Origin of the sequence: Singulisphaera acidiphila DSM 18658 (assembly GCF_000242455.2) — a bacterium.
In the GTDB taxonomy this organism is placed as follows: domain Bacteria; phylum Planctomycetota; class Planctomycetia; order Isosphaerales; family Isosphaeraceae; genus Singulisphaera; species Singulisphaera acidiphila.
The window spans coordinates 7811438-7831449 of sequence record NC_019892.1 but is presented as its reverse complement, the minus strand read 5'-3'; the positions used below and the strand labels follow the sequence as shown (position 1 = coordinate 7831449).

Sequence of the window (20012 nt, the reverse complement as noted above, 5' to 3'; positions counted from 1 at the left end):
GGAACCGGCGGGTTTGATCGCCTGCCGGTTGCTTTTCCGGCGAACATACTGACGGGGTCCCACCCGTTCCCATTCCGAACACGGCCGTTAAGCCCGTCAGGCCCATGATAGTGCCTTTGGCGCGAAAGTCGGTGATCGCCGGAATCCTTTTCAACGACGCCCCGATCCTTCTTCAACGAAGGGTCGGGGCGTTTTTCGTTGCGCAGTTACCGCAGAGACTTCGCTCTCCTGAAAAAGCGAGCGAGGAGAGAAAGCCCTTGTCTCTGAACGAATCGGGGACAATCGTCAATATTGTCACCATCAGGGCAGGATCTGATGGTGCTGCGTTTGCAGCTTGATGTCGACTTCGCCGTGTGGCTACCCCTGAATGATCGCGGTGCCTCAGTCGGTCTCCAGCCACTTGGATCGTCTGGTCTCTGACTCGCTGCTGAACTGGCGGTTACCGAAGGCCGTTGAATGTCGGTGGCTGGCGGTCGCGAGGCCTCCCGATTCAGAAAGCATCGGCGCTGAGAATTTCGCCGCCCCGGCGTGTTGTCAGGGCCTGGAATACCCCCAGTGGAATCGCCGGGTCGAGTACGTAAGCGGTGTTTTGCCCGCCTGAGACCACAGCCAAGACCTGCCCGGTCTGTGGGACGACCGGCCATGAGCTGATTGTCTCCTTGAGGAACCGTACCGAACCGTCAGTAAACGCGACGTTGACGCCGCCGGGGTGCATGCTCGAGAACGAGTCGGTCAGAGCGCTGGACGCCGAGCCGGACGATGTGGTCGTCTTGAGTTTCCGCATGGGGTTGATTGGATAGAGAGAAGTGATCAGAGCATCACCGTAGTATGCGTCGAACCACCAGTGCCATTCCTGCCGTTCGGCTAGGGGGAGGATCGAGTGCGCCCGCTCGCCGATCAGGATGGTGTTGCTCGTTCCGTCGGTGATGTCGGCGAGCTTGGTGGCACTGTTGGTGTAGAAGATCCCTGTGGCAGCGGCGCGGAAGTCGGTGTTGGTGTTTGGCGAGGTCGTCCCCCGGGTCCAGTTAAACCACAGCCCGGCGCAAGTGGCATAGCTTGAGAAGAGGACCTTAACGTTTGACGTATTGTCCTGGATCGAGCCATTGTAGTCCCGCACCCCGGCTTCCCCGTCACTAGGACAAATCAACATGTTAATGCCAATTCGATGGACGGTCGCGTGGCTCGATCGGTAGATGTTGAGTGAGAAGTTGATGGAGTTGTAGACCGCCTGCTGCTCAAGGTAGGGCAAGGCCGCGACAAACGGGCTGTGGTTGATGTTGATGGACGTGCTCCGGTCATAATAGACCATCGTTGGGGCACCCATCGGGAAGACAGTGTTGTTACCTTCGTAGTTGTGCATCGCCAAGGCGAGTTGCTTGAGGTTGTTGTTGCACTGCATGCGGCGGGCCGCTTCCCGCGCCGCTTGCACTGCGGGGAGCAGCAGGCCGATCAAGACGGCGATGATTGCAATTACCACAAGGAGCTCGATCAATGTAAAGCCGCTGGGTCGTCGCGAGGTCCGGCCGGGGCGGGAACGGTTAACAAGGCGACTCATGATGACTACCTCCAAGAAGTGGGGGGATACGAAGTCAAGAAGGGTTCAGCGGAGACGACTCGAGTTATCGTTTCTTCGATCCCTGGGCGGGTGGGGTCTCGTCGAAGCGTTTCTTGGCCAGGTCCTGGGCGGACGACTCTGGACTGTGGGAGGAGGGAGCTGCCTTGATGGCGGGGTTGGTAGCCGCCTCATCTGAGCCGCAACCGGGGGGGGCCAAGCAGGTGAGCATGAGCATCGCCCCCCCGTGGCACGAGCTGGAATTGACCGAGGACTTACGAAATTGCGCATTCTTGCTCCTGTCGAGACGGCGGACACCTTCGGCGGAAGGGCAGGCAACGCGGGCGCCAGGATGGTCTCCGCGAGCAAGCTGATCTCCTCGGGGATTGAGGAGCGACGCCGAGAGGCTGTCTAATGTGGAGATGAAGCCTGTGAAGACTTGCCGTGGGGAGACGGCCGTCTGGAGCAGAGATACACTCGAAATCGAGATGACTTTACCCATTAGGAAAAAGATAATCAAGGTGTAGGCCCTAATTGCTCCTGGGCATTGCTTGCGAAACCTCGCTGTCACTCCCAATCGTTCTCGATGACCGTAGCCGCAGATATGGACCGGCTCATGGTCGGCACGGCGATTTCCGCGAACAATGACTGCCGTGGTGGTTCGGCGTGGAGCTGCCAGCACACGCGGTGGTTGGCAAGACCGTTAGCGGAGTCGCAAGCATAGGAGAGTGTAGGGTGTTTTGAGTGATGTGAGTGTCTGGGCCTGCGACTTTGGACAAATGGTTTGCATCGAGTGACGGAACAAAATCAGGGCCAAGCACGAGCTTTTGAGGCTGGTGGTCATTCAGGACGTTGTCATTCCGATCGGCACGATGGGAATTCTGAAAATGATTAATGATTGGATTTTTGAGTGCGAATAATTGAAAGTCATTGATATAATGAAGGGAGTAGGTTTGAGATTTTTATGTTTCCATAAATTGGTTTTTTGTTTTGCGTTAATCGAGTAGCGATGATTCATGGCGTGTCAGAATTGTATCGCCAGGTGTGGTCAAAGCTGATTCTATGGTCTGAGGTTCGACGATGTTGCGGGCAGACCTGGCGGAGATCTCGGATTCGAAGCGGCGGGCCACCACGTTGTCGCTTTGGACTACAGCGGTTTACCCACGAGTTGCGTCTGTTCCATCTTGTCGTGGAGTGGCCCACATATGCGCCAGCGGCATGCGGCCTTTGCCAGCCCCGGAGAGGCGACCGTTTCTAGCCCAGGGTGCAAACTCTGGGGAATTCCTCGAGGCCATACGCCACTCTCCCCGCTGCGGCAGGCGGGGAGAGCAGAGAGATAATGAAAATATTCTTGTTTGAATCGCATCCAGGGGTTTGCGCCCCTGGCTATTGACGGCCGCCCCTTCGGGGCTCATTCTTCGCTCAGACATACTGTGGCGAAAGAACTCCTTCGGCTGCCATCACGCGGCGGGGTGCCGGTTTGTGGAGACGATGAATTCCCGGTTTGCTCAGTATGGGAATATCGGTCATCGACGCGCTGCCATTGCGGTTGCGCCGTCGGGGGCCCCCGACGGCGTCGTTGATTACTGCCCTGCAGAAATGGATCCGGCCGGACTGCCACGGATCGCCATGCCTTCAGGTAAGGGGCGAGCGGCCACGGTGTAACCGCGCTCGTGGAGGTCGTCGCGGAGCTTGCGGTAGAGGGCGAAGCCGTCGGGATAGACCCACATCGTGATTGTGGCACGCGACGGAGAGAGTCGGTTGATCGTCAAGGCATACTGTGAGATCGGCTGGCGCGTTCTCTCATAGGTTTCGCCGCGCCCCTCGTGCTCGGGGACGATCTCCCAACCACGCAGGTCGAAGTTGAGGCCATGCCGCTCCATCAGCTCTTCGATGCCGTTGGGCATGGCACGTCCGAGGACGTACTCGAGTGAGAAAGCACCGATGGGGCCGACCTTCGAGTCGACGACCCGCGAACTCTCGGACAGGCGGATGCGGAGCTGGGCGTCGGCCTTGACGAGTTCCATGAGTCGATCGAGATCGATGAAGGCAACCCGATCGCGCCTGACCTCGAAATGGTATTCGTTTCCTCCGGCTGGTTTGGCGACCGGATTCTTCTCGACGAGGGACTTCGCTTTGGGGCGAGGAGCTTGGGCCACGTTACCCAACTCCGTCTTGAGTCGGTCGCGCTCGGCCCGGAGGAAGCCGCCTCGGGCCGTGACGCTGGCGAGCTGGGCACTCGGATCGCGGACGCGGAGCGCCAGCTTCCGGTTCCTCGAAGCCTCAAGTGCGGCTTGGGCAGTAGCCTCGGCGAGACGCTTCGCCGCATCTTCGGCGCGGGCCTGGGCGCGAGCCCGATCACGGCTCACCGCGTCGATTTGCTCCTCGGCTCGAGCCACAGCCACACGATCCAACGGCTTGGGCGCGGCGACCTCGGGAACGGGGACCGGCTTCGGCTCGGGAGCGGGAGGTGCAATGGCCGTCACAACAGCGACGGGGGACACAACCCGCGTGGGCGCTGCTGGCTTGCTCCCGGTTCGGACGATGACCAGGAGCACGAGGACGGCCCCCAGGAGGCCAACGAGGTTGCCCAGGATCCCGAGATACGACTCGGTCTCGGCGGTCCCTCCGTTGCTGGTTTTCGTGCGGTCTTCCATCAGAACCGCTCCCTTGGCAAGAAGTCGAGCACCCGGGTATCGGCCACTTGGAGGACGGTCGGCCACTCGATCCCCGAGAGGACGGTGACTCGGCGGGCATCGCGGTACGTTTCTCCGCCGCCGGGTTCGACCAGGAACCGGATCGTGGGCTTGGGCCGAATCATCGGGTCCACCTGCTGGCGGAGTCGAACGATCGTCTTGAGCGATGTGGTGAAGATCGGATCCTTTCCCTTGAGCGCTTTCAACGAGATGCTGTAACCGCCCGGATGAATGACCACCCCACTCGGTCCGCAGGCGACGACGATCTCCATCGGCACCTCGATTCTCAATGGGTCGCGGGAGCCAGGGGAAGGCACGCCTTCGCCGCCGGATCGGCCACCGGCGACGCTGCCTGACGACCCGCTTGCGGCTGTTCCGGAACCGCCTGAGGCTCCTCCACTTTGTCCGCCGGGTTGCCCACTGCTTTGTCCTGGTCCACCGCTCTGTCCTTGCCCACCGCTCTGTCCTGGTCCACCGGTTTGGGCCCCGCCTTGTTGGCCCGCGACGCCCGGTGCGTTTGCACTCTCCTCGGGTGGAGCGCCTGGTTCTCCCGGCAAGAGGCCTCGAGGCCGGAACGGTGCCCCTTCACCGGGCGGCCGACCCATCAAGGAAACGCCATCCAGGTTCGAGACATCCTCTGGGTGAGGCGGCGGTGATGCGGTCCCTGTTCCTTGCGCCAGCGATCCTGCTTGGCCTGGAACGTTCACTCCGAAGGGGATTCCCGACTGGGAGCCGGTATGATTCGACCCGGAGCGACCGGAACCTGCGAACGATCCGGAGGGCGCGGAAACACCCGTGTCGCCACGGTCCCCCGTTCCTCCTCCCGTCGTCGGCAGCATGCCTGGCCGGTCCATCGAACCACCGAGCGGCGGCAGCATCCCGGGAGTGGCCGCTGACCCCGTCGGCACGTTTCTCGCCTCACTGATCTCTCGTCCCAGGTCACCCGATCGGCCTTGGCCGGCGAGTCCTCGGCTTCGCGATGAAGAGGTTCCCCGGTCGCCAGGCATGCCCAGGTCGCCCAGGGAGATTCCAGAACCCGAAGGATTGCCACCCCCCGACGCTCGTCTGCCGCTTCCTCCCGGTGGAAGCCCCGAGCCTTCGCTCGAGCCGGCGGAACCGGTCGGCCATCGGTAATCATCCACGCTGTGTCCCTGTCTTCCCGCTTCATTCGAGCGAGTTGGAGAGGGAGGCCGAGAATTGCCGGACATGGCGAGTTCCGGGAATTTGCTCAGCTTCGGAGAACCATCCCACTCGTCCGGGTGATCGAGGTCCGGATAGTCGATCTCCATGTCTTGATCGACAAGTTCGTAGCCGAAGGCAATTCCGAGCGACTCGAGTCGGGCGCGGGCGTCGTAGAAGGGGCGGATTCCATCGGGGCGAACGACGAAGAAGATGTAAGGGACAGTCGGGGCACCGTCCGGGCCGGTCACGCCTTGGATTCGGGTCAATTCGCGAACCACCGCGAGTAAGATCGGGCTGGAGCGGGCACCAAGCAGCGCGGAGAGGTCGAGGAGGTTGAAAGTGGGCCCCCCTGGCTGAAGGGTCGCACAGCCGTTATGACACTCGATCACGATCGGCCTGCGCCAGGTGCCGTTCGGTGCTCGGTTGGGGAGCACCGCATAGCTCGACCGGGTTCGCGCCTTCATCAAGGCGGTCTTCGAGGCTTCCAGTTCTTGCGCGAGAACGTCGCGCTCCATCGCAAGGGCGTCGGCTTCCTGTTCCAGGGAGCGAACTCGCCCTGTGATCGAGTCGATCTGACTGTGAATGAGCTGCTCGCGGCGCTTCCAGCGTTGCGACTCGGCAAGCGCCGCCTTGATCGAATGTTCGAGTGCCTCTGCTTTGCGATCAGCGGCCTGGGCCTCGAGCAATTGCTCGGCCTCTTCCGCGCCCAACCGGGCCAGGGCCGTTCGGGTCGGATCCTCCACGGGAGGGGCCGGCAATGGCGCAGGCTCTGGTTTCAGTTCCGGCTCAGGTGGAGTTGGCGGCGGCGGTACCAGGACCGGAGATCGAGTGGCTGTGTTGGCGGCCAGAGGAGGCGCCGCTTGGGTAGGTGCTCTTTTCCTCAGGCTCGTCGCACGGCGGTGCATCGAGACGATGAGGAACGATGTGCCGGCCAGGCTAGCCAGGATCAGGCACACCGGGAGTAGCTCGGACCCAATCCTCAGGCGAGGGCGAGTCATCAGAACTGGCCTCCCGTACCCCTTTTTTGTTCTCCAGGGTCCCCGGCTGGGCTAACCCGGAGCTGACTTCGGGTCCAGAACTCCGTCTGAACCCGCAGCGCATCCTGCGCAAGCAATAGAATTGATCGGCTCGTCATGCCGCGCGGCTTGAACGAGTCGCCAACTTACGAGCGCTGGTCGCCTCGCTCCGGATCAGGACGACGCGGGATGAACCACGCCACTGGGCCGGATTGCGGGGGAGGGGGGAGTCTTCTCGGGGGGATGGGAAACGAGAGTACGATCGGCCACCCGATGGATGATCCGAGTCGTCGAATGACCTTGAACGAGGGGGATCAGAACAACCTTGCCGCCGCTGGCTTCGACTTCATCCCGGCCCACGACCTCGTCGGGGCGGTAGTCCCCCCCTTTGACGAGCACGTCGGGCTGGATCGCCTCGATCAAGGCGAGTGGTGTATCCTCGTCGAAGACGATCACGGCATCCACGCATTCGAACGCAGCGAGCAGTTCGGCGCGCGCGTCTTCCGGGTTGATCGGCCGCTCCTGCCCCTTCAGCCGGCGCACGCTCGCGTCGGAGTTGATCCCGACAATGAGGAAATCGCCCAAGGTGGCCGCCTCTCTGAGCAGGCGGGCGTGGCCGATGTGGAGCAAGTCAAAACAGCCGTTGGTAAAGACGACCCGCTGACCCGCCTGTCGCCGTCTGCGGACATCGGCCACGATCGATGCGAGTCCGAGCCGTTTGTCTCCCTCGGCGCGATGGTGATCGATCAGGTCACCGAGGATCTCCTCACGGGAGAGGAGGGCGACCCCGATTTTTTCAACCTCGAGTCCTCCGGCCACGTTTCCGAGCGCAGCTGCTTCGTCATAGTCGGCCCGGCTGGCGAGGCAGAGTCCGACGACCGAGAGGACCATGTCCCCCGCGCCGGTGATGTCGTAGACTTGGCGGGGACGGGTAGGCACGATTTCCGAGCGCCCGTCTGCACGGACCAGGGCCATTCCGTCGCGATCGAGTGTGACGAGCACCGCCTCCATGTCGAGCGTGCTCACCAACCGCCGACCTACCTCGAAGGCATCCTCGGGGTTGGCGATCGTCATCCCGGTGGCGAGTTGCGCCTCGAGGCGGTTTGGGGTCATGCAGTGGACCCAGTGATATTTCGAGTAGTCCGACGAGCGGATCGGGTCGGCGATCACGCGGACCCCAAGGCTCCGACAGGCCGCAATCAGCCGGCGCAGCAAGGAGGGCGTGCAGACCCCCTTATCGTAGTCGGAAATGAGAACGATGTCGGAATTTTTGACCGCTTCAGGAATGCAGGAGTCGAGGGCCGTTTCGATCGCGCGGGGGATTGGGTCGCGAGTTTCGTAGTCGACTCGGATCATCTGCTGGGGATGTCGATCCTGGGCCCGCCCGATATAGCGTTCCTTGAGGGTTGTCGGTCGGTCGTCGAGCTCGAGGACAAGCCGGTCATCGATCTCACGATCGGCGAGCAATTGTCGGACCAAGCTGGCCTCGGGGTCGCGTCCGACCACACCCATCAAGCAGACCTGGGCCCCGAGCGCGCTGAGCATCGTCGCGACGCTGGCCGCTCCGCCAAGCCTGTGCTCGCGGTGATCGGCGCGGAGCAGGGGGACGGGAGCCTCCTGGCTAATTCGTTCGGCATCGCCCCAGATATAACGGTCGAGGATCAGGTCGCCGACGACGAGGATACGCGGGTGGCCGAGCGTTTCGACTCGCCTGATCAGATCAAACGCCATCGCGTGGTCCTCCATGACCGTCGCTTTCCGTCTCGGTCAGCCAGCTCGCACGTGCCGAAGCGCGTTGCCATTCCCTTTGAGGCAAGGCTGGTGCCGTCAGCCCACAGCGTATCGCCCCCGGAATTGGCGTCAAGCCGGCTTTCCTCAAGGCCATGTGGCCAGCCGGTTACCAGTAGCAAAGGAGATGTCTTCTCTTCTGGAACCGGGGCTGTAAGGAGGCGGGCGAGCAGGTTGAGTGGTCCAGGAACTCCTAGGAAAAGTGCTTTCTCAACAGTTCCAGGCTTTTCGGGACGCCGGTCGCGGGGTCCTCATTGCCCTCGAACTCCAGTGAGATCCAACCCTGGTACCCATCTTCTCGCAGGAGCGTGGCGATCCTGGCGTAGTCGAGGTCGAGGGAGTACCATCGGCCACCGCCGAAATATGTCTTGGTCTGCACCAGCGCAATCGGCACTGCGCCGGCCGCCATACGGCCCATCTGCTCGTAGGGCTCCTCCAGGAAGTTGCCGGTGTCGAGCGTCATCGCCAGCCAGGGGGACTTGATGGCCTCGACGATTCGGAGTACTCCCTCGGCGGTACGGCCCAGGCCCCAGTGGTTCTCCAACCCGAGCACCACGCCGCACTCCTCGGCGCGGGGTAGCAACTTCTCGATCGAGTCGATGACCCAGCCGAACGCCTCGTCTTCGGTATGCCCTTCAAGGGGTGGTTCGATGCCTTTCCGGGCCATGAGGTCGTCGAACGACTTGATCGTGCCCCAGCGGCCGGTGTTGATCCGCATCGTGGGAATGCCCAGCCGATAGGCCAGGTCGATCTGGTAGAGCGACTTCTGGACATTGGTGCGCCGGAGTTCCGGGTCGGGGCTGACGAAACCCTGGTGGGTGGAGAGGCCCATCAGGGCGAGGCCGAGCGAATGGGCCTGACGCTTGATCGCCTGGAGGGCGGCGTTCGACTCGTCCTGCATCTGCACGTGGAGGATCTCGACGCCGTCGAACCCCATGGCGGCCGCCTTGTCGATACAGGCGGGAATGCCGAGTCGCTCGCCTCGGAACTGCCAGAAGGAGTAAGTCGACACGCCGATCGGATGGCGACGAGGGAGCACAGCCTTGGGCATGGGGCCCTCGCCGGCCGGAGGGTCGGCCAGGCATTCCTTGGCCTGACTGATCGTCAGCGCCGCTCCGGCCAGGCCCGTTTGCTTCAGGAATTTCCTTCGACTCGGTCCCATGATCGATCTCCTATTCGATATGCCGTTACCGTTGTTGAGAATCGCGCCCCCGAGAATTGAAGACCCTCTTCAGAAAACTCATGGTCATTGGGGAAATCAACGTCCAAGTGAATCAGGTGAGGATCAAGAAAGCGTTTATGGAGAAGGTGTAGACGTCGACAATAGCCAGGACGGCATGCCACATCAAGATAATGCCGACCTGGCGCTTAAGCCGGAGAGTGTCGATGCCGCTTGCATGGTGGACGGGAACGCGCGGAGCAAGGCACGCACCGCATCGTGCTCGGGCGAGGCCGTCGCGGCAATCCGATCGGTTTCGGCGGCGGCGGTCGCGCTGGACCAAGTGGTGGGGAGGCCCAGGGCGGTTGCGAGGGCGTCGGTGGTCGCCCGTTGGGCGGCCAGCAGCGAGGCGGCGGCTTGATCGGAGGGGCTGAGCACGACCCGGGAGGGAGTGTGTGTGGTCTCCTTGGAGGCGGCGGCCGTCTGCTCGGGCGAGGCCACGGGTCGATACCAGGGCGGCTGCCAGTCGGCCAGGGCTTCGAGGCTACTTGGGAAGAGGGAGGCGGCTTCCTTCATCAAGATCGGCAAGGCGATGTCGGCGTGCGGACGCAGCATCATCAGGAGCTTCGGGAGCCAGGGCATCAGGAGGCGGTCGGGGAGCCGCTCGAACGCCTTGCTCAGCAGTTCGACCGTCAGACCACCCACGAGCGGCGTGAACACGAGCGCGAGGAGCAGACCCTCAAGGTATTCCGGCAGGGCGGGGAGGGTCAGCTCGTTCTCGATCAGCGTATCGAAGTGGCCGCGCAGGCTCGCGGCGTCACGGAGGCGGAGCACGCATTCGGCCGACCAGAGGAGGGCGAGCTTCGGCGGATCGACGGTGACCGGAGCCGCCTGCCGGAGCGCGATGACGAGCTGGCTTCGCTCGCAACCGAGAGAGAGGGCCAGACTCTCTAGCGTGAACAAGAATTGGAGCATTGCCGCAAGATCGTTTACGTGCGTGCCGCGGTCGGTGAAGGCGTTCGGCAGCAAGGTCGCGTAGTGCGAGTAGCCCGTGGTCACGAACCGCTTGAGCCAGGCAGGCAGGCCGGCCTCGGTCGTGCGGTAGTAGTGCACGAGCCGGGTGATCCGGGCGTGGATCTCCCGAGCCTGCTTGGCGTCGGGTTCCTGCATGAGCAGGTCGATGGCCCGCTCGCCCAACTCCTCGGTGAGCCGCTCGCTCTTAAGGTAGAGGATGCTGTCCTCGGCCATTCGGATTGCGTCGACGGTGCGCGACTCCGGGTCGAACGCATGCTTCTTTAGACGTCGTTCGAGGACGTGCTCGACAGTGATGCCCTCGTATGCGAGATGGATGACCTCGCCTTGGTAGATGCCGATGGCGACGTCCCAGCTCTCCTGCTGGGGGACGTGGCCAAGCTGACGCTGACCCATGATGGGCCGCACTACGCCGGGCGGGAACAGGTAGTGCAGCTTCCAGAGTAGGTCGGAGCAAGGCAAGAGCGCGGGCGTCTTCCGGAAATCCAGGAGTGCTCGCTGGATGGTGTGCGACTCGAGTGGGATTGGCAGCGGGTTCAACCGCGTATAGACGTCCTGGGCCAGCGGCGGGAGCGAATCGAAGCCGATTTGGCCGACCTTGTCGCCGCCGAGGAGCATGTCGCAGAGGCGGGCGACATTGCGCTTGCCGGGCACGGCGTCCTTCTCGATGCAGGTGATGGCCGCTTCGCGGAAGTCGTAGGGCGTCGGGTGGCGGCGATTCCGCAGGTTGGCCAGGAGGATGGCCGTCTGGTAGACCGCGATGCTGTCGGCCGTCGAGGCGAGGTAGCCGTGCCGTCGCGCCAGTTCGACGATCCGCACGCAGTTTTGAAGCAAATCCTCCTCGTCCGACTCGACCTGAGTCGGGGAAGCTTTCAAATAGTCGAGCAAGGGTCGGGGGGGAGTGGCCGATCCGGAGGGGGGCGTTTCGGCCTCCGCCGCTTTTGCGACCGTGACCGGAGCGGCGGCCTTGGACTTTCGCTTGGGAGCGACGAGTGGCGGGTCCCCGGGATTGCCGTTGCGTTTGCGGCTCGTCTTCTTGTCGTTCGCCTTGAGTGAGAAGGGCTGAAGAGTTTGCCGCGCGAGGCTTTTACGCCAGCGGGCCTCGGCCAAGGTGACTGCGCCGTGCGGGTGGCTGAACTGGTGGCAGATCGCGCTATAACTGCTCGGGAGCAGGCCGTAGTGCCATTTCGTGCCCGAGGGGGGCGGGATCTCCCAGAGGGCCTTACTCTCGAGGCCGAATTCGGGGACGTAGCTCGCGGCGTGGGCTGCGCCACAGATATAGATTGCATCACACGGGTCGATTGACGAGCCGTGTAGGTGTTCCTTGATGCGGGTCCACATGTGGCGTTCGCGGAGTTCGTCGGTTCGGCGCTCGTGGTCGGTCGTGCCCAGACGGCGGAACAGGCTGCCGACCAGGAACAGGACCTGGCGGTAGGCCGCGTAGTCGCCGTCGATGACGGCCTCCTCGACGTACCGATCCCACCACTCGCTGAAGTGGCGGACCCGTGCATTCTTGAGCAATACCAGGCGGAACAGGTCGAACGTCGGCACCAAGGAGCCGACCTCGACCCCCACGGCCGAGCCGTGCATGGCCGCTTCTTCGTCGTCGACCTCCGGGTCGTCGGGGATGGCCCGCGCGATGGCGGCATCATCCCTCGGCATCCACTGGAAGACGAGGTCCGCCGAGCGGTCGACGAAGACGAGTTCCGTGCCTGGGTTCTCGAGCGCGAATGCGATCGCCTGGAACTCGGCCGAGAACTCGGTGAGCGGGCAGACAAGATTCAGCGGTGACCACGCTGCGGGGAAAGCCTCTGATGTGGGGGCGAAGGCCTGGAGCGCCACCGGCAGCCGGCAATCGCGTAGGCCGTCGAGTATCGGACGGAGGTCCTCGCAACATTCCATGTAGACGACGCGCGGGGGGCACGCCGCCAGCCGACGCACCATCTGTAAGGCCGAGGAGGGGGAGTGGTGACAGACCGGGACGATCTCCAGCGGCTCGCGACAGGCGTGCTCGACGTCGTTGACCAGCCCGCCGAGGATCTCGGCCAGTGGCTGAGCCTCGGTGGCAAACGCCTCGGCCGCGGCCAGGAGTTGGTCCTTGAGCGGATCGAAGGGGATGGCGAGATCGTCGTGATTACGCTTTGCTGTGCTCATGGCTTTACTTCAGGTGCTCGAGTGCTTGTTTGCCCGCAGCCTCGAACGCACGCCAGCCGGCGTTATCCTTCTTGGCCCGCTTGGAGACTTGGGCGTGCCAGAACTTGTTCAGGATCGACACGTCCTCGGGGATGCGCCTGGCGAGTGTGCCGACCAGCGATCGGGCAAGCATGCCGGGCGCGAGCTCCCCTTCGCCGAAGAACTGGCCGTGGAGTACGGCGTCTTCGAGTACGCCGATCTGCTCGGCCGTGGAGAGCGCGCTCTCGAGCCGCGATTCCTCGGAATTCTCCGCCGCTGACACCTCGCGGAGGTCGGCGAAGGTCTGGAGGAGAATGTCGAGCAACGCAGGCGGTACTTCAACCTCGAACCGGTTCCGCGCCAGGAGCTCGCGCGTTCGGAAGAGGACGATCTCCTTCTCGGTCTTTTTGTTAGTGACGACCGGGACCTGCACGAAGTTGAACCGTCGCTTCAGGGCCGACGACAGCTCGTTGACGCCTCGGTCGCGGGCGTTGGCCGTGGCGATGATGTTGAAGCCAGGGCGGGCGAAGACGACGTTATCCCCCTTCAGCTCGGGGATCGTCGTGTACTTCTCCGACAGGATCGAGATCAGAGCATCCTGGACGTCGCTGCTGCAGCGGGTCAACTCCTCGAACCGGCCCATCAGGCCGCCCTGCATGGCCGTCATGATCGGCGACGGGATGATGCTGTCGCGCGACTGGCCGGCGGCGATCACCATCGCCACGTTCCAGGAATATTTGATGTGATCCTCGGTGGTGCCGGCGGTCCCCTGGACGACGTGGGTGCTGTTGCCGCAGATCGCGGCAGCGAGTAGCTCGGCCAGCCAGCTCTTCCCTGTGCCCGGGTCGCCGATCAGCAGGAGGCCACGGTCGCTGGCCAGCGTGACGATCGCGCGCTCGATCGTGCTGGGGTCGCCGAAGAACTTGGGCCGGACCTCGCGGTCGAGCTTGTCCGACGGTGAGGAGCCGAGAATGAAAATACGCACCATCCTCGGTGAGGATGCCCAGGATGACGGACGTGGGCCATCGTCGATGGAACGGAGCCAGGCCAGCTCCTCGGCATACTTGACCTCGGCGGGCTCGCGCAAAATCTCGACGGCGGCTGCCGGCGGGGCCGGTTTCGGCTTGGGCATGGCTCCACTTCCTCGGGGATCATTGGGATCAGTTGAGTTGCTTTTTGAGCTCGAGGATGAGCTTCTTGATGTTACCGGTCAGCACCGGCAGGCCGATGCTCTTGAGCTGCTTGCGGAACCACTCGTTGACGTTGAAGTAACCCTTGCCACTGACCGAGCCGACCGGGATGAAGTGGACGCCGGACTGCTTGACCGCCTTGATCATCTCGAACAGCGGTCGATCGTTCTCGAACTCGTAGAAGTCCGAGATCCAGACCATCGTCGTGCGCCTGGGGTCGACGATCAGGCTGCGCGCGTGGGCCATTGCCAGTGGGCCGTCGTTACCGCCTCCCAGGTTGGTCCGGAGCAGAGACTCGAACGGGTCGGCGGCCCAGGGGGTCAGGTCGATCACGTTGGTGTCGAAAGCGACCAGCGAGACCACCACTCGCGGCAGGGTCGCGAAGATCGACGCGAGGATTGCACACTGGACCATCGCGTTGACCATGGAACCTGACTGGTCGACCACAACGATCAGGTATTTGTTCAACGATTTTTGCGAGGTGTGGCGATAGAAGAGTTGATTGACGTAGAGTCGGCCGTCGTCGGGGTTGAAGTGGTGCAGGTTCTTCCAGATCGTCCGTTTGATGTCGAGGTTGCGGAAGACGCGCTTCGGCGGTACCGAGCGGTCGATCTCGCCGGACTTGGTGCTGAAGACCTGCTTCTTGAGCACAGCGGCAAGGTTGTCGACATATTTCTTGAGCAGCAGCCGGGCGTTGGCCAGGGCCGGCCCGGAGAGGTTCGACTTGTCGCGGAGGAGTTGCTCGACTAGCGGTAAGCTGGGGCTGAGCTGAGCGGCGAGCCGGTCATCCTTGAGGACCTCGCGCAGATCCATACGTTTGATGAGGTCGCTCTCCATGGCCACCAACTCTTCGCGAAGCTGTCGGTCGTCGACCAGCGGGACGTTGCCGCTGGCCCCGGCTCCGCTCCCTCCCCCGGTCTCGCTGGCCGGTCCCCCGCCCCCTGGACGCAGGCTGCCCGGGTGGAGGCCCAGGTAGTGCTCGAACGCGGCGACGTCCTGGCACCACTGGTTGTACTGGGTGGCGCTACACGACGACGATCGCGTATTTGGCCCGAAGACGTTCAGGAGGAGCTTTGAATAGGCGAACGTGCGGCGAAGATCGAGGTCAACCTCCTCGTCGCCGGTCGGCTCCGGCGGTGCGATCGCGGCATCGGCCGGCCCGGTTTCCGCGACCGCTGGCGCTTGGAGGTGTCGCTGGATGGACTCGAAATGGGGCTTGAGCTTGGGGTAACGGTGGAGCAGCACATCGATGTCGATCGAGCTGTCGAGGATTGCGGACGGCAGCTCAAGCTGGTCGGCCAGCGTGGCGGCCATCGCATTAAACGGGGCGTTCACGTCGTTCAGGCCACCGGTTGCACCGATGAGGCGCCAGTAGAGTATCTGCCGTTGATTGAGCGCGATCGCGTCGGCCATGGGGATTACCTTTTACGCCTTGCGCCGGAGCAGTCGGCTGGACCGCTCCTTGAGGACTTCAAGCGGGCGGTGCTTGAACTTTCGCCGCACGCCGGCCAATCCTTCCCCGCTCATCAGGAAATCCTTCTGCACCCGCACGCAGAGCGGTTGCACGCGCCAGCCGCCCCGGTCGACACGGAGTAGGCCGAGCAACTCGGGCGATTCATGGATAACGCTCTCTGTCAGCTCGGTCCCGCCGGGAAGGCGTTCCATGGCCAGGGGCAGTCCGTGGTCGCTGGGCAAGCGGACGGCTTCGGCGATGTGGACTGGATGACGCAGCATGGGAGATGGGCAGGGGAGGGGGGACAGCCGGTCGGCGGCGGCGAACGGGTCGGCCCGGCTTCCCGCTTTGGGAGGAGAGCGGAGGATGAGGTCGCCGTTGGCCCGCAACTCGGCCTTCGCGATCCGGAGGGTTTTGTGAGCCTCCAGGGCGGCCAGGATCGGCTCGCTGTACGGCTCGAAGAGGTCCCAGACCCCGGCGCCGGCGATCACGTCGACCTTGTATCCGGCGAACGGGATGCGAACGGTCCGCGCCTCACCGTCGTCCAGCACGCCATAGAGCAAAGCACAAGCGAAGTTGTCGTGAGATTGAAGGTCGAGTCCCAGGGGCGTGAACACCCCTTCTGCCTCGCGAAAGGTCGATGCGCCCGGCAACTGCTGCGTGCGGACCATGCTTGCCGACCAGAGGTCGCCCCAGCGGAAGCCGGGCAGCTCCGGCTGCCGCGAAGCCGGCATGGACCGAAGTAGCTCGTTCGAGAAGCCGGTCAGCAAGGAGGCCAGGCCGGTCAGCTCCGGGTCGGCTTGCAGGTTCTCCAGCGTTGCCGCGAACGGGGCCACCGTGGTCTCCTCAAGGTGCTTGAAGCCCGCGATCGCCAGCTCCGTCAGCCACTGTTGCACGCTGGCCAGCGCCGTGGCCGAGCGGCCCATCGGCAATGGAGGCGGCTCCTCGCCCGTGGGCGAGGGCCGGCCCAGCGCCTCGTGAGCTTGGGCGACGAGCGCATCGTGCGCCGCGCCGAGCAAGGCCACGCGTGCGGACGCCAATGCGAGGAAGTACCGCGCGACGAACTCGTTCCGCCCGACGGCCGCGAACGCCTCGGCCACCACTGGACCCAGGGGCGAGCCGGCGAAGACACCGGCGAGGGGCTCGAGCCGTGCTCGATGCTCGTCTCCGAGGCGGGCAAACCCGTGGAGCAACGTTTCATCGAACCGTTCCACCAGGTCGAAGGCCTCATTCACCCCGGCTGGTAGCAATGCAAGTGTTTTCATGAGACGAACCAGCCCATCTCGAGGACCGTGCCTGGTCGAACCGTCAGCTCGCAGTACCGGAGATAATTCAGGAACCGGCTGAACACGACCCCGGGTGGTTCCTTCCGCTCGCAGCCCCCCAGTGCCCCGAGTATCTTGCGGGCTTCATCGACCGCCTGTTCGTCACCGTCCAGGCCGAGATAGGCGGCCACCCGCGCCGCCCCGAATTGCAGGATGGCCTCGTCGACCATCTCGGCGATATGCTTGCAAGGTGCCCCGCGCAGCCCGCCGCAGGGTCGATTGTTGTTCGTGCAGCAGTAGTAGTCTCCGCTGCCGGATTCGACGAACGAGACGTAAACCCGCTCGATATCCGACCCACTCGAGACAATCCCCTGCACCCGCCCACCGGCCAGCTCGACAAACGGGACCGACTTCACCGTCCTCTGCCCCGCCAGTCCGCTCCCGACAACGACGCTCGCTCGTTCAATCACGTCATCTCATCCGGGATACCTGGATCAATTGGCCCTGGCCGAACCCCGGCCGGCATTGGACTATTGAACAGTATCCCCGAGTTGTGAGCAAGCCTCTTGTTCCGAACTTCCACAATTGTCACCGGAGACTCATTTTTGGACCCGGCAACCGGGCAACCGGCCTCTCACGTCATTTCGTTCTCAAGGATTTCTGAAGGAGTGTGCAATCGGGCTATCGTCCGATTTTCCCTTCCTCAGAGCGAGTCCGACGGCAGAAATCGGAACCCGGGCCCCGTGTGAACACGCACGCTGAAGGCGGTCTCCAGGGCGGGGCCCAGCACGACGGTCTCGGTGGGGCCGTCGTCGATCAGGCGGCCCTCGTGCAAGAGCACTGCACGCGGAAAGAACTCGAGGGCCGATTGGAGATCATGCACGGCGGCGAGAATCGTCTGTCCCTCGGCGTGGAGCTCGGTGAGCAGGGTCATGAGTTCCAGTTGGCGGCCGATGTCGAGGGACGAGGTGGGTTCGTCCAGGAGCAGGATGGGGGCCTCCTGGGCGAGGGCCCGCGCGAGGAAGACGCGCTGGCGCTCGCCGCCGGAGAGGGTGGGGAGTGTCCGGTGGCGAAACGAGGTCAGGCCGACCCGCTCGATGGCCCACGCGACTCGGGCGTGATCGTCGCGTGACAGAGCCCCCCACGTATTGAGATGGGGATACCGGCCCAAGGTGACCACATCCTCAACTCGCATCTCGAAGCGGGTGGCGGTCTGCTGGGGCAAGTACGCGCACTGCCGGGCGATCGCCGTACGGCTCAGTTCGCCAAGGAGCCGGTCACCCAACTCGACCTCGCCGTCCGACACGGGGAGGAGCCCCGCCAGGACGCGGATCAAGGTCGTTTTGCCGGCCCCGTTGGGACCGAGCAGAGCGGTCATGGAGCCTGGGGGGAGAGTCAGTGTCACGTCATCGAGCAACGCCTGGTTCTCGACGCGGACCGTGGCATGACGGGTTCGCAAGTCCGGCGGCGTGATCACGGCCGCCCTCCTCGTGTCCTTCGAAGGACGACCAGGAAGGTCGGTCCTCCCAAGAGCGCGGTGAGGATGCCCAGGTGCAGCGCGAAGCGGTCGGAGAGTGTCCGCGCGAGGAGTTCGCAGGCCGTGAGGAAAGCCGCTCCCCCCGCCACACATCCTGGCAGGAGAGCCAGGAGCCGGGGTCCGGTCAGGCGTCGGATCAGGTGCGGGACCATCAGGCCCACGAAGCCGATCGATCCGCTCACAGCAGTTGCGGCCCCGGTCGCCAGGGCGGTCAGGACCAGGACCCAGAGCCGGGTCCCAACGACCGGGACCCCGATCGCGAGCGCTTGTTCTTCACCGAGCAACATTGCGTCCAGGCGGCGGTGGAGCAGGAGCAGCCCACAAATTCCGAAGGCGATGGGGGGGCCGGCCAGACCGACGTGTTCCCAGGTCTGATTTCGGACGCCGCCGACCAACCAGAAGAGGAGCTCTTGAACCCGATGAACGTCGGTCAGGATCATTACGAGCGAGACGCCGGCGATGGACATGCTGCCCACGGCAACCCCGGTCAGGAGCAGTGTGGGGCCGGTCGGGCGACCGCCGAGGTAGGTAAGCGCGTAGACGAGTAGCGAGGCGGCGAACCCTCCCACACAGGCACAGAGGGGAAGCGAGAGGAAGACGGACTCTGCCAGCCCGGTGTGAATGGCGATCACGGCCCCAAGCGCTGCTCCGCCGCTCACGCCGAGGATCGCGGGATCGGCCAGCGGGTTTTCGAAGGTAGCCTGCAAGGCGGCGCCGGAACAGGCGAGCGCGGCCCCGACCAGGCCGAGCAACAAGGCTTGCGGCAGGCGCACGTCGCGCACCAAAAAGCGTTCGACGGGTGAGACGGAACTATCGTCGCCCAGGCCCACCAGGGCTGTCATGACCCGCGCAACGTTTCTTGGAGGGATCGCGGCGGTTCCCCAGACGGTGCTCAGCAGAGCCAGCCCCAGATAGGCTGCGGCCAGCCAACTTGTGATCGCGGCCGGGCGAGTCATGGTGACACCTCGGCCTCACTCGAGAAGCTCTCGGGATGGAGCGCACGGGCTAGGCGTTCGGTCGCCTCGACCACGAATGGGGACACCGATGTGAGATAACGGCTTTCGATAGAGACCACCCGGCCCTCGCGCACCGCTCGAAGCTGGCGGAGAATCGGATGACTCGCGATCTGTCCCTGGCGCTCATCGTCCTTCCAGTAAGACAGGAGCACGACGTCGGGGTCGGCGGCCACCACACGTTCGGGGGCCAACTCGGCCGACCCCTCGAGGTTGAGCTCGGCCGCCACGTTCACCCCGCCCCCTTCGCGGATGACCTCGTCGATTGTCGAGCGGCGGCCTGACGTGAAACCGGCCGACCAGAACAAGACGCGAGGACGGTGCGACACCGCTCGCAAGCGATCGGCCAAGCGGCGCCGACGTTCCCGCATTTGCTCGATCAACTCGCGAGCGCGGGCCGGCTCACCGACCTGTTCCCCGAGCCGTGTCAGGCCGGTCTCGATCTCGGCCATGTCGTTCACGAAGTCATTGCGGTAGATCTTGAGCCCCGAGCGCTCGAGCAACTTGAGCGAATCGGCGGAATTATAAGGCGCAACGCAGACCAGGTCGGGTGTCAGGGCGATGATCCGTTCCGGATTCGCGTCATTCACCCGGACGAGATCCTTCGGGTATCGCCCTGAGACGTTCGAGATGCCCGCGTCGTCCGCGAAAACCGTGACGGCCACGACGCGTTCGATCGGCACCAACTCCGCGAGCATCTCATCGGTGCCCAAGGTCAGGGAGACGATCCGGCTCGGTTTCGAGTTCTTGGACGTCGCCGGCGCAGAGCGCCCGCACCCCCACCCGGTTCCCAGGCTAATGACGGCCAGGAGGATCGCCACGCGGTAGGATCGGCGAAGTCCGGTCATGAGTGCGCCTGCTCTTGGGGGCGCCGGATGGCGTTCCCGAGAGTCAGGTGCGATCGGGGGGACCGGGTTGCCAATCGCCTTCACGTTTCGTTCTCCTTGAGTCCTTGAT

General features: G+C 63.8%; 13 protein-coding genes and 1 rRNA gene. 1 reads left to right on the top strand and 13 read right to left on the bottom strand.

Annotated elements, in window-relative coordinates:
• The first annotated feature begins 35 nt into the window (after positions 1 to 35).
• Positions 36 to 144, top strand: a 5S ribosomal RNA gene (rrf, locus tag SINAC_RS30555).
• A gap of 346 nt (positions 145 to 490) precedes the next feature.
• Here rrf and SINAC_RS30545 read toward each other — a convergent pair.
• The 13 genes from SINAC_RS30545 to SINAC_RS30480 form a co-directional block, all read right to left on the bottom strand.
• Positions 491 to 1555: a DUF1559 domain-containing protein gene (locus SINAC_RS30545; RefSeq protein ID WP_015249419.1), complete on the bottom strand. Its 1065-nt coding sequence runs from the start codon at positions 1553 to 1555 to the stop codon at positions 491 to 493.
• A 1580-nt stretch (positions 1556 to 3135) separates the two neighbouring features.
• The gene (locus tag SINAC_RS30535; RefSeq protein ID WP_015249418.1) at positions 3136 to 4209 is read right to left on the bottom strand and encodes a hypothetical protein; all 1074 of its coding nucleotides are present in this window, start codon (positions 4207 to 4209) and stop codon (positions 3136 to 3138) included.
• The gene (locus SINAC_RS30530; RefSeq protein ID WP_015249417.1) at positions 4209 to 6428 is read right to left on the bottom strand and encodes a hypothetical protein; all 2220 of its coding nucleotides are present in this window, start codon (positions 6426 to 6428) and stop codon (positions 4209 to 4211) included. Before SINAC_RS30530 ends, SINAC_RS30535 begins: the two co-directional genes overlap by 1 nt.
• 192 nt (positions 6429 to 6620) lie before the next feature.
• Entirely contained in the window at positions 6621 to 8177 is a 1557-nt protein-coding gene (gene rfaE2, locus SINAC_RS30525) for a D-glycero-beta-D-manno-heptose 1-phosphate adenylyltransferase (RefSeq protein ID WP_015249416.1), read from the bottom strand.
• Positions 8178 to 8427: 250 nt separating this feature from the next.
• Positions 8428 to 9396: a sugar phosphate isomerase/epimerase family protein gene (locus SINAC_RS30520; protein ID WP_015249415.1), complete on the bottom strand. Its 969-nt coding sequence runs from the start codon at positions 9394 to 9396 to the stop codon at positions 8428 to 8430.
• A gap of 183 nt (positions 9397 to 9579) precedes the next feature.
• Positions 9580 to 12579 (bottom strand): DUF5682 family protein, encoded by a 3000-nt coding sequence (locus SINAC_RS30515; protein ID WP_015249414.1) that lies wholly within the window; start codon positions 12577 to 12579, stop codon positions 9580 to 9582.
• 4 nt (positions 12580 to 12583) lie between these two features.
• The gene (locus tag SINAC_RS30510; RefSeq protein WP_015249413.1) at positions 12584 to 13729 is read right to left on the bottom strand and encodes an ATP-binding protein; all 1146 of its coding nucleotides are present in this window, start codon (positions 13727 to 13729) and stop codon (positions 12584 to 12586) included.
• A gap of 28 nt (positions 13730 to 13757) precedes the next feature.
• Positions 13758 to 15200, bottom strand: coding sequence for a vWA domain-containing protein (locus SINAC_RS30505; protein WP_015249412.1), 1443 nt, complete (start codon positions 15198 to 15200; stop codon positions 13758 to 13760).
• 12 nt (positions 15201 to 15212) lie between these two features.
• Positions 15213 to 16505: a hypothetical protein gene (locus tag SINAC_RS30500; protein WP_015249411.1), complete on the bottom strand. Its 1293-nt coding sequence runs from the start codon at positions 16503 to 16505 to the stop codon at positions 15213 to 15215.
• Complete coding sequence (locus tag SINAC_RS30495) at positions 16502 to 16975, bottom strand: hypothetical protein (protein WP_015249410.1); 474 nt, start codon at positions 16973 to 16975, stop codon at positions 16502 to 16504. The genes SINAC_RS30500 and SINAC_RS30495 overlap by 4 nt, the downstream gene beginning before the upstream one ends.
• Before the next feature lie 233 nt (positions 16976 to 17208).
• The gene (locus tag SINAC_RS30490; RefSeq protein ID WP_015249409.1) at positions 17209 to 17982 is read right to left on the bottom strand and encodes an ABC transporter ATP-binding protein; all 774 of its coding nucleotides are present in this window, start codon (positions 17980 to 17982) and stop codon (positions 17209 to 17211) included.
• Entirely contained in the window at positions 17979 to 18998 is a 1020-nt protein-coding gene (locus SINAC_RS30485) for a FecCD family ABC transporter permease (RefSeq protein WP_015249408.1), read from the bottom strand. Before SINAC_RS30485 ends, SINAC_RS30490 begins: the two co-directional genes overlap by 4 nt.
• Positions 18995 to 19987: an ABC transporter substrate-binding protein gene (locus tag SINAC_RS30480; RefSeq protein WP_015249407.1), complete on the bottom strand. Its 993-nt coding sequence runs from the start codon at positions 19985 to 19987 to the stop codon at positions 18995 to 18997. The genes SINAC_RS30485 and SINAC_RS30480 overlap by 4 nt, the downstream gene beginning before the upstream one ends.
• Positions 19988 to 20012 lie beyond the last annotated feature (25 nt).

Excerpts from the sequence above, each read along its gene's own strand:
- SINAC_RS30485 (WP_015249408.1), bottom strand. The coding sequence starts at position 18,998 with ATGACTCGCCCGGCCGCGATCACAAGTTGGCTGGCCGCAGCCTATCTG.
- SINAC_RS30505 (WP_015249412.1), bottom strand. The coding sequence starts at position 15,200 with ATGGCCGACGCGATCGCGCTCAATCAACGGCAGATACTCTACTGGCGC.
- SINAC_RS30515 (WP_015249414.1), bottom strand. The coding sequence starts at position 12,579 with ATGAGCACAGCAAAGCGTAATCACGACGATCTCGCCATCCCCTTCGAT.
- rfaE2 (WP_015249416.1), bottom strand. The coding sequence starts at position 8,177 with ATGGCGTTTGATCTGATCAGGCGAGTCGAAACGCTCGGCCACCCGCGT.
- SINAC_RS30545 (WP_015249419.1), bottom strand. The coding sequence starts at position 1,555 with ATGAGTCGCCTTGTTAACCGTTCCCGCCCCGGCCGGACCTCGCGACGA.
- SINAC_RS30510 (WP_015249413.1), bottom strand. The coding sequence starts at position 13,729 with ATGCCCAAGCCGAAACCGGCCCCGCCGGCAGCCGCCGTCGAGATTTTG.
- SINAC_RS30530 (WP_015249417.1), bottom strand. The coding sequence starts at position 6,428 with ATGACTCGCCCTCGCCTGAGGATTGGGTCCGAGCTACTCCCGGTGTGC.
- SINAC_RS30535 (WP_015249418.1), bottom strand. The coding sequence starts at position 4,209 with ATGGAAGACCGCACGAAAACCAGCAACGGAGGGACCGCCGAGACCGAG.
- SINAC_RS30500 (WP_015249411.1), bottom strand. The coding sequence starts at position 16,505 with ATGAAAACACTTGCATTGCTACCAGCCGGGGTGAATGAGGCCTTCGAC.
- SINAC_RS30520 (WP_015249415.1), bottom strand. The coding sequence starts at position 9,396 with ATGGGACCGAGTCGAAGGAAATTCCTGAAGCAAACGGGCCTGGCCGGA.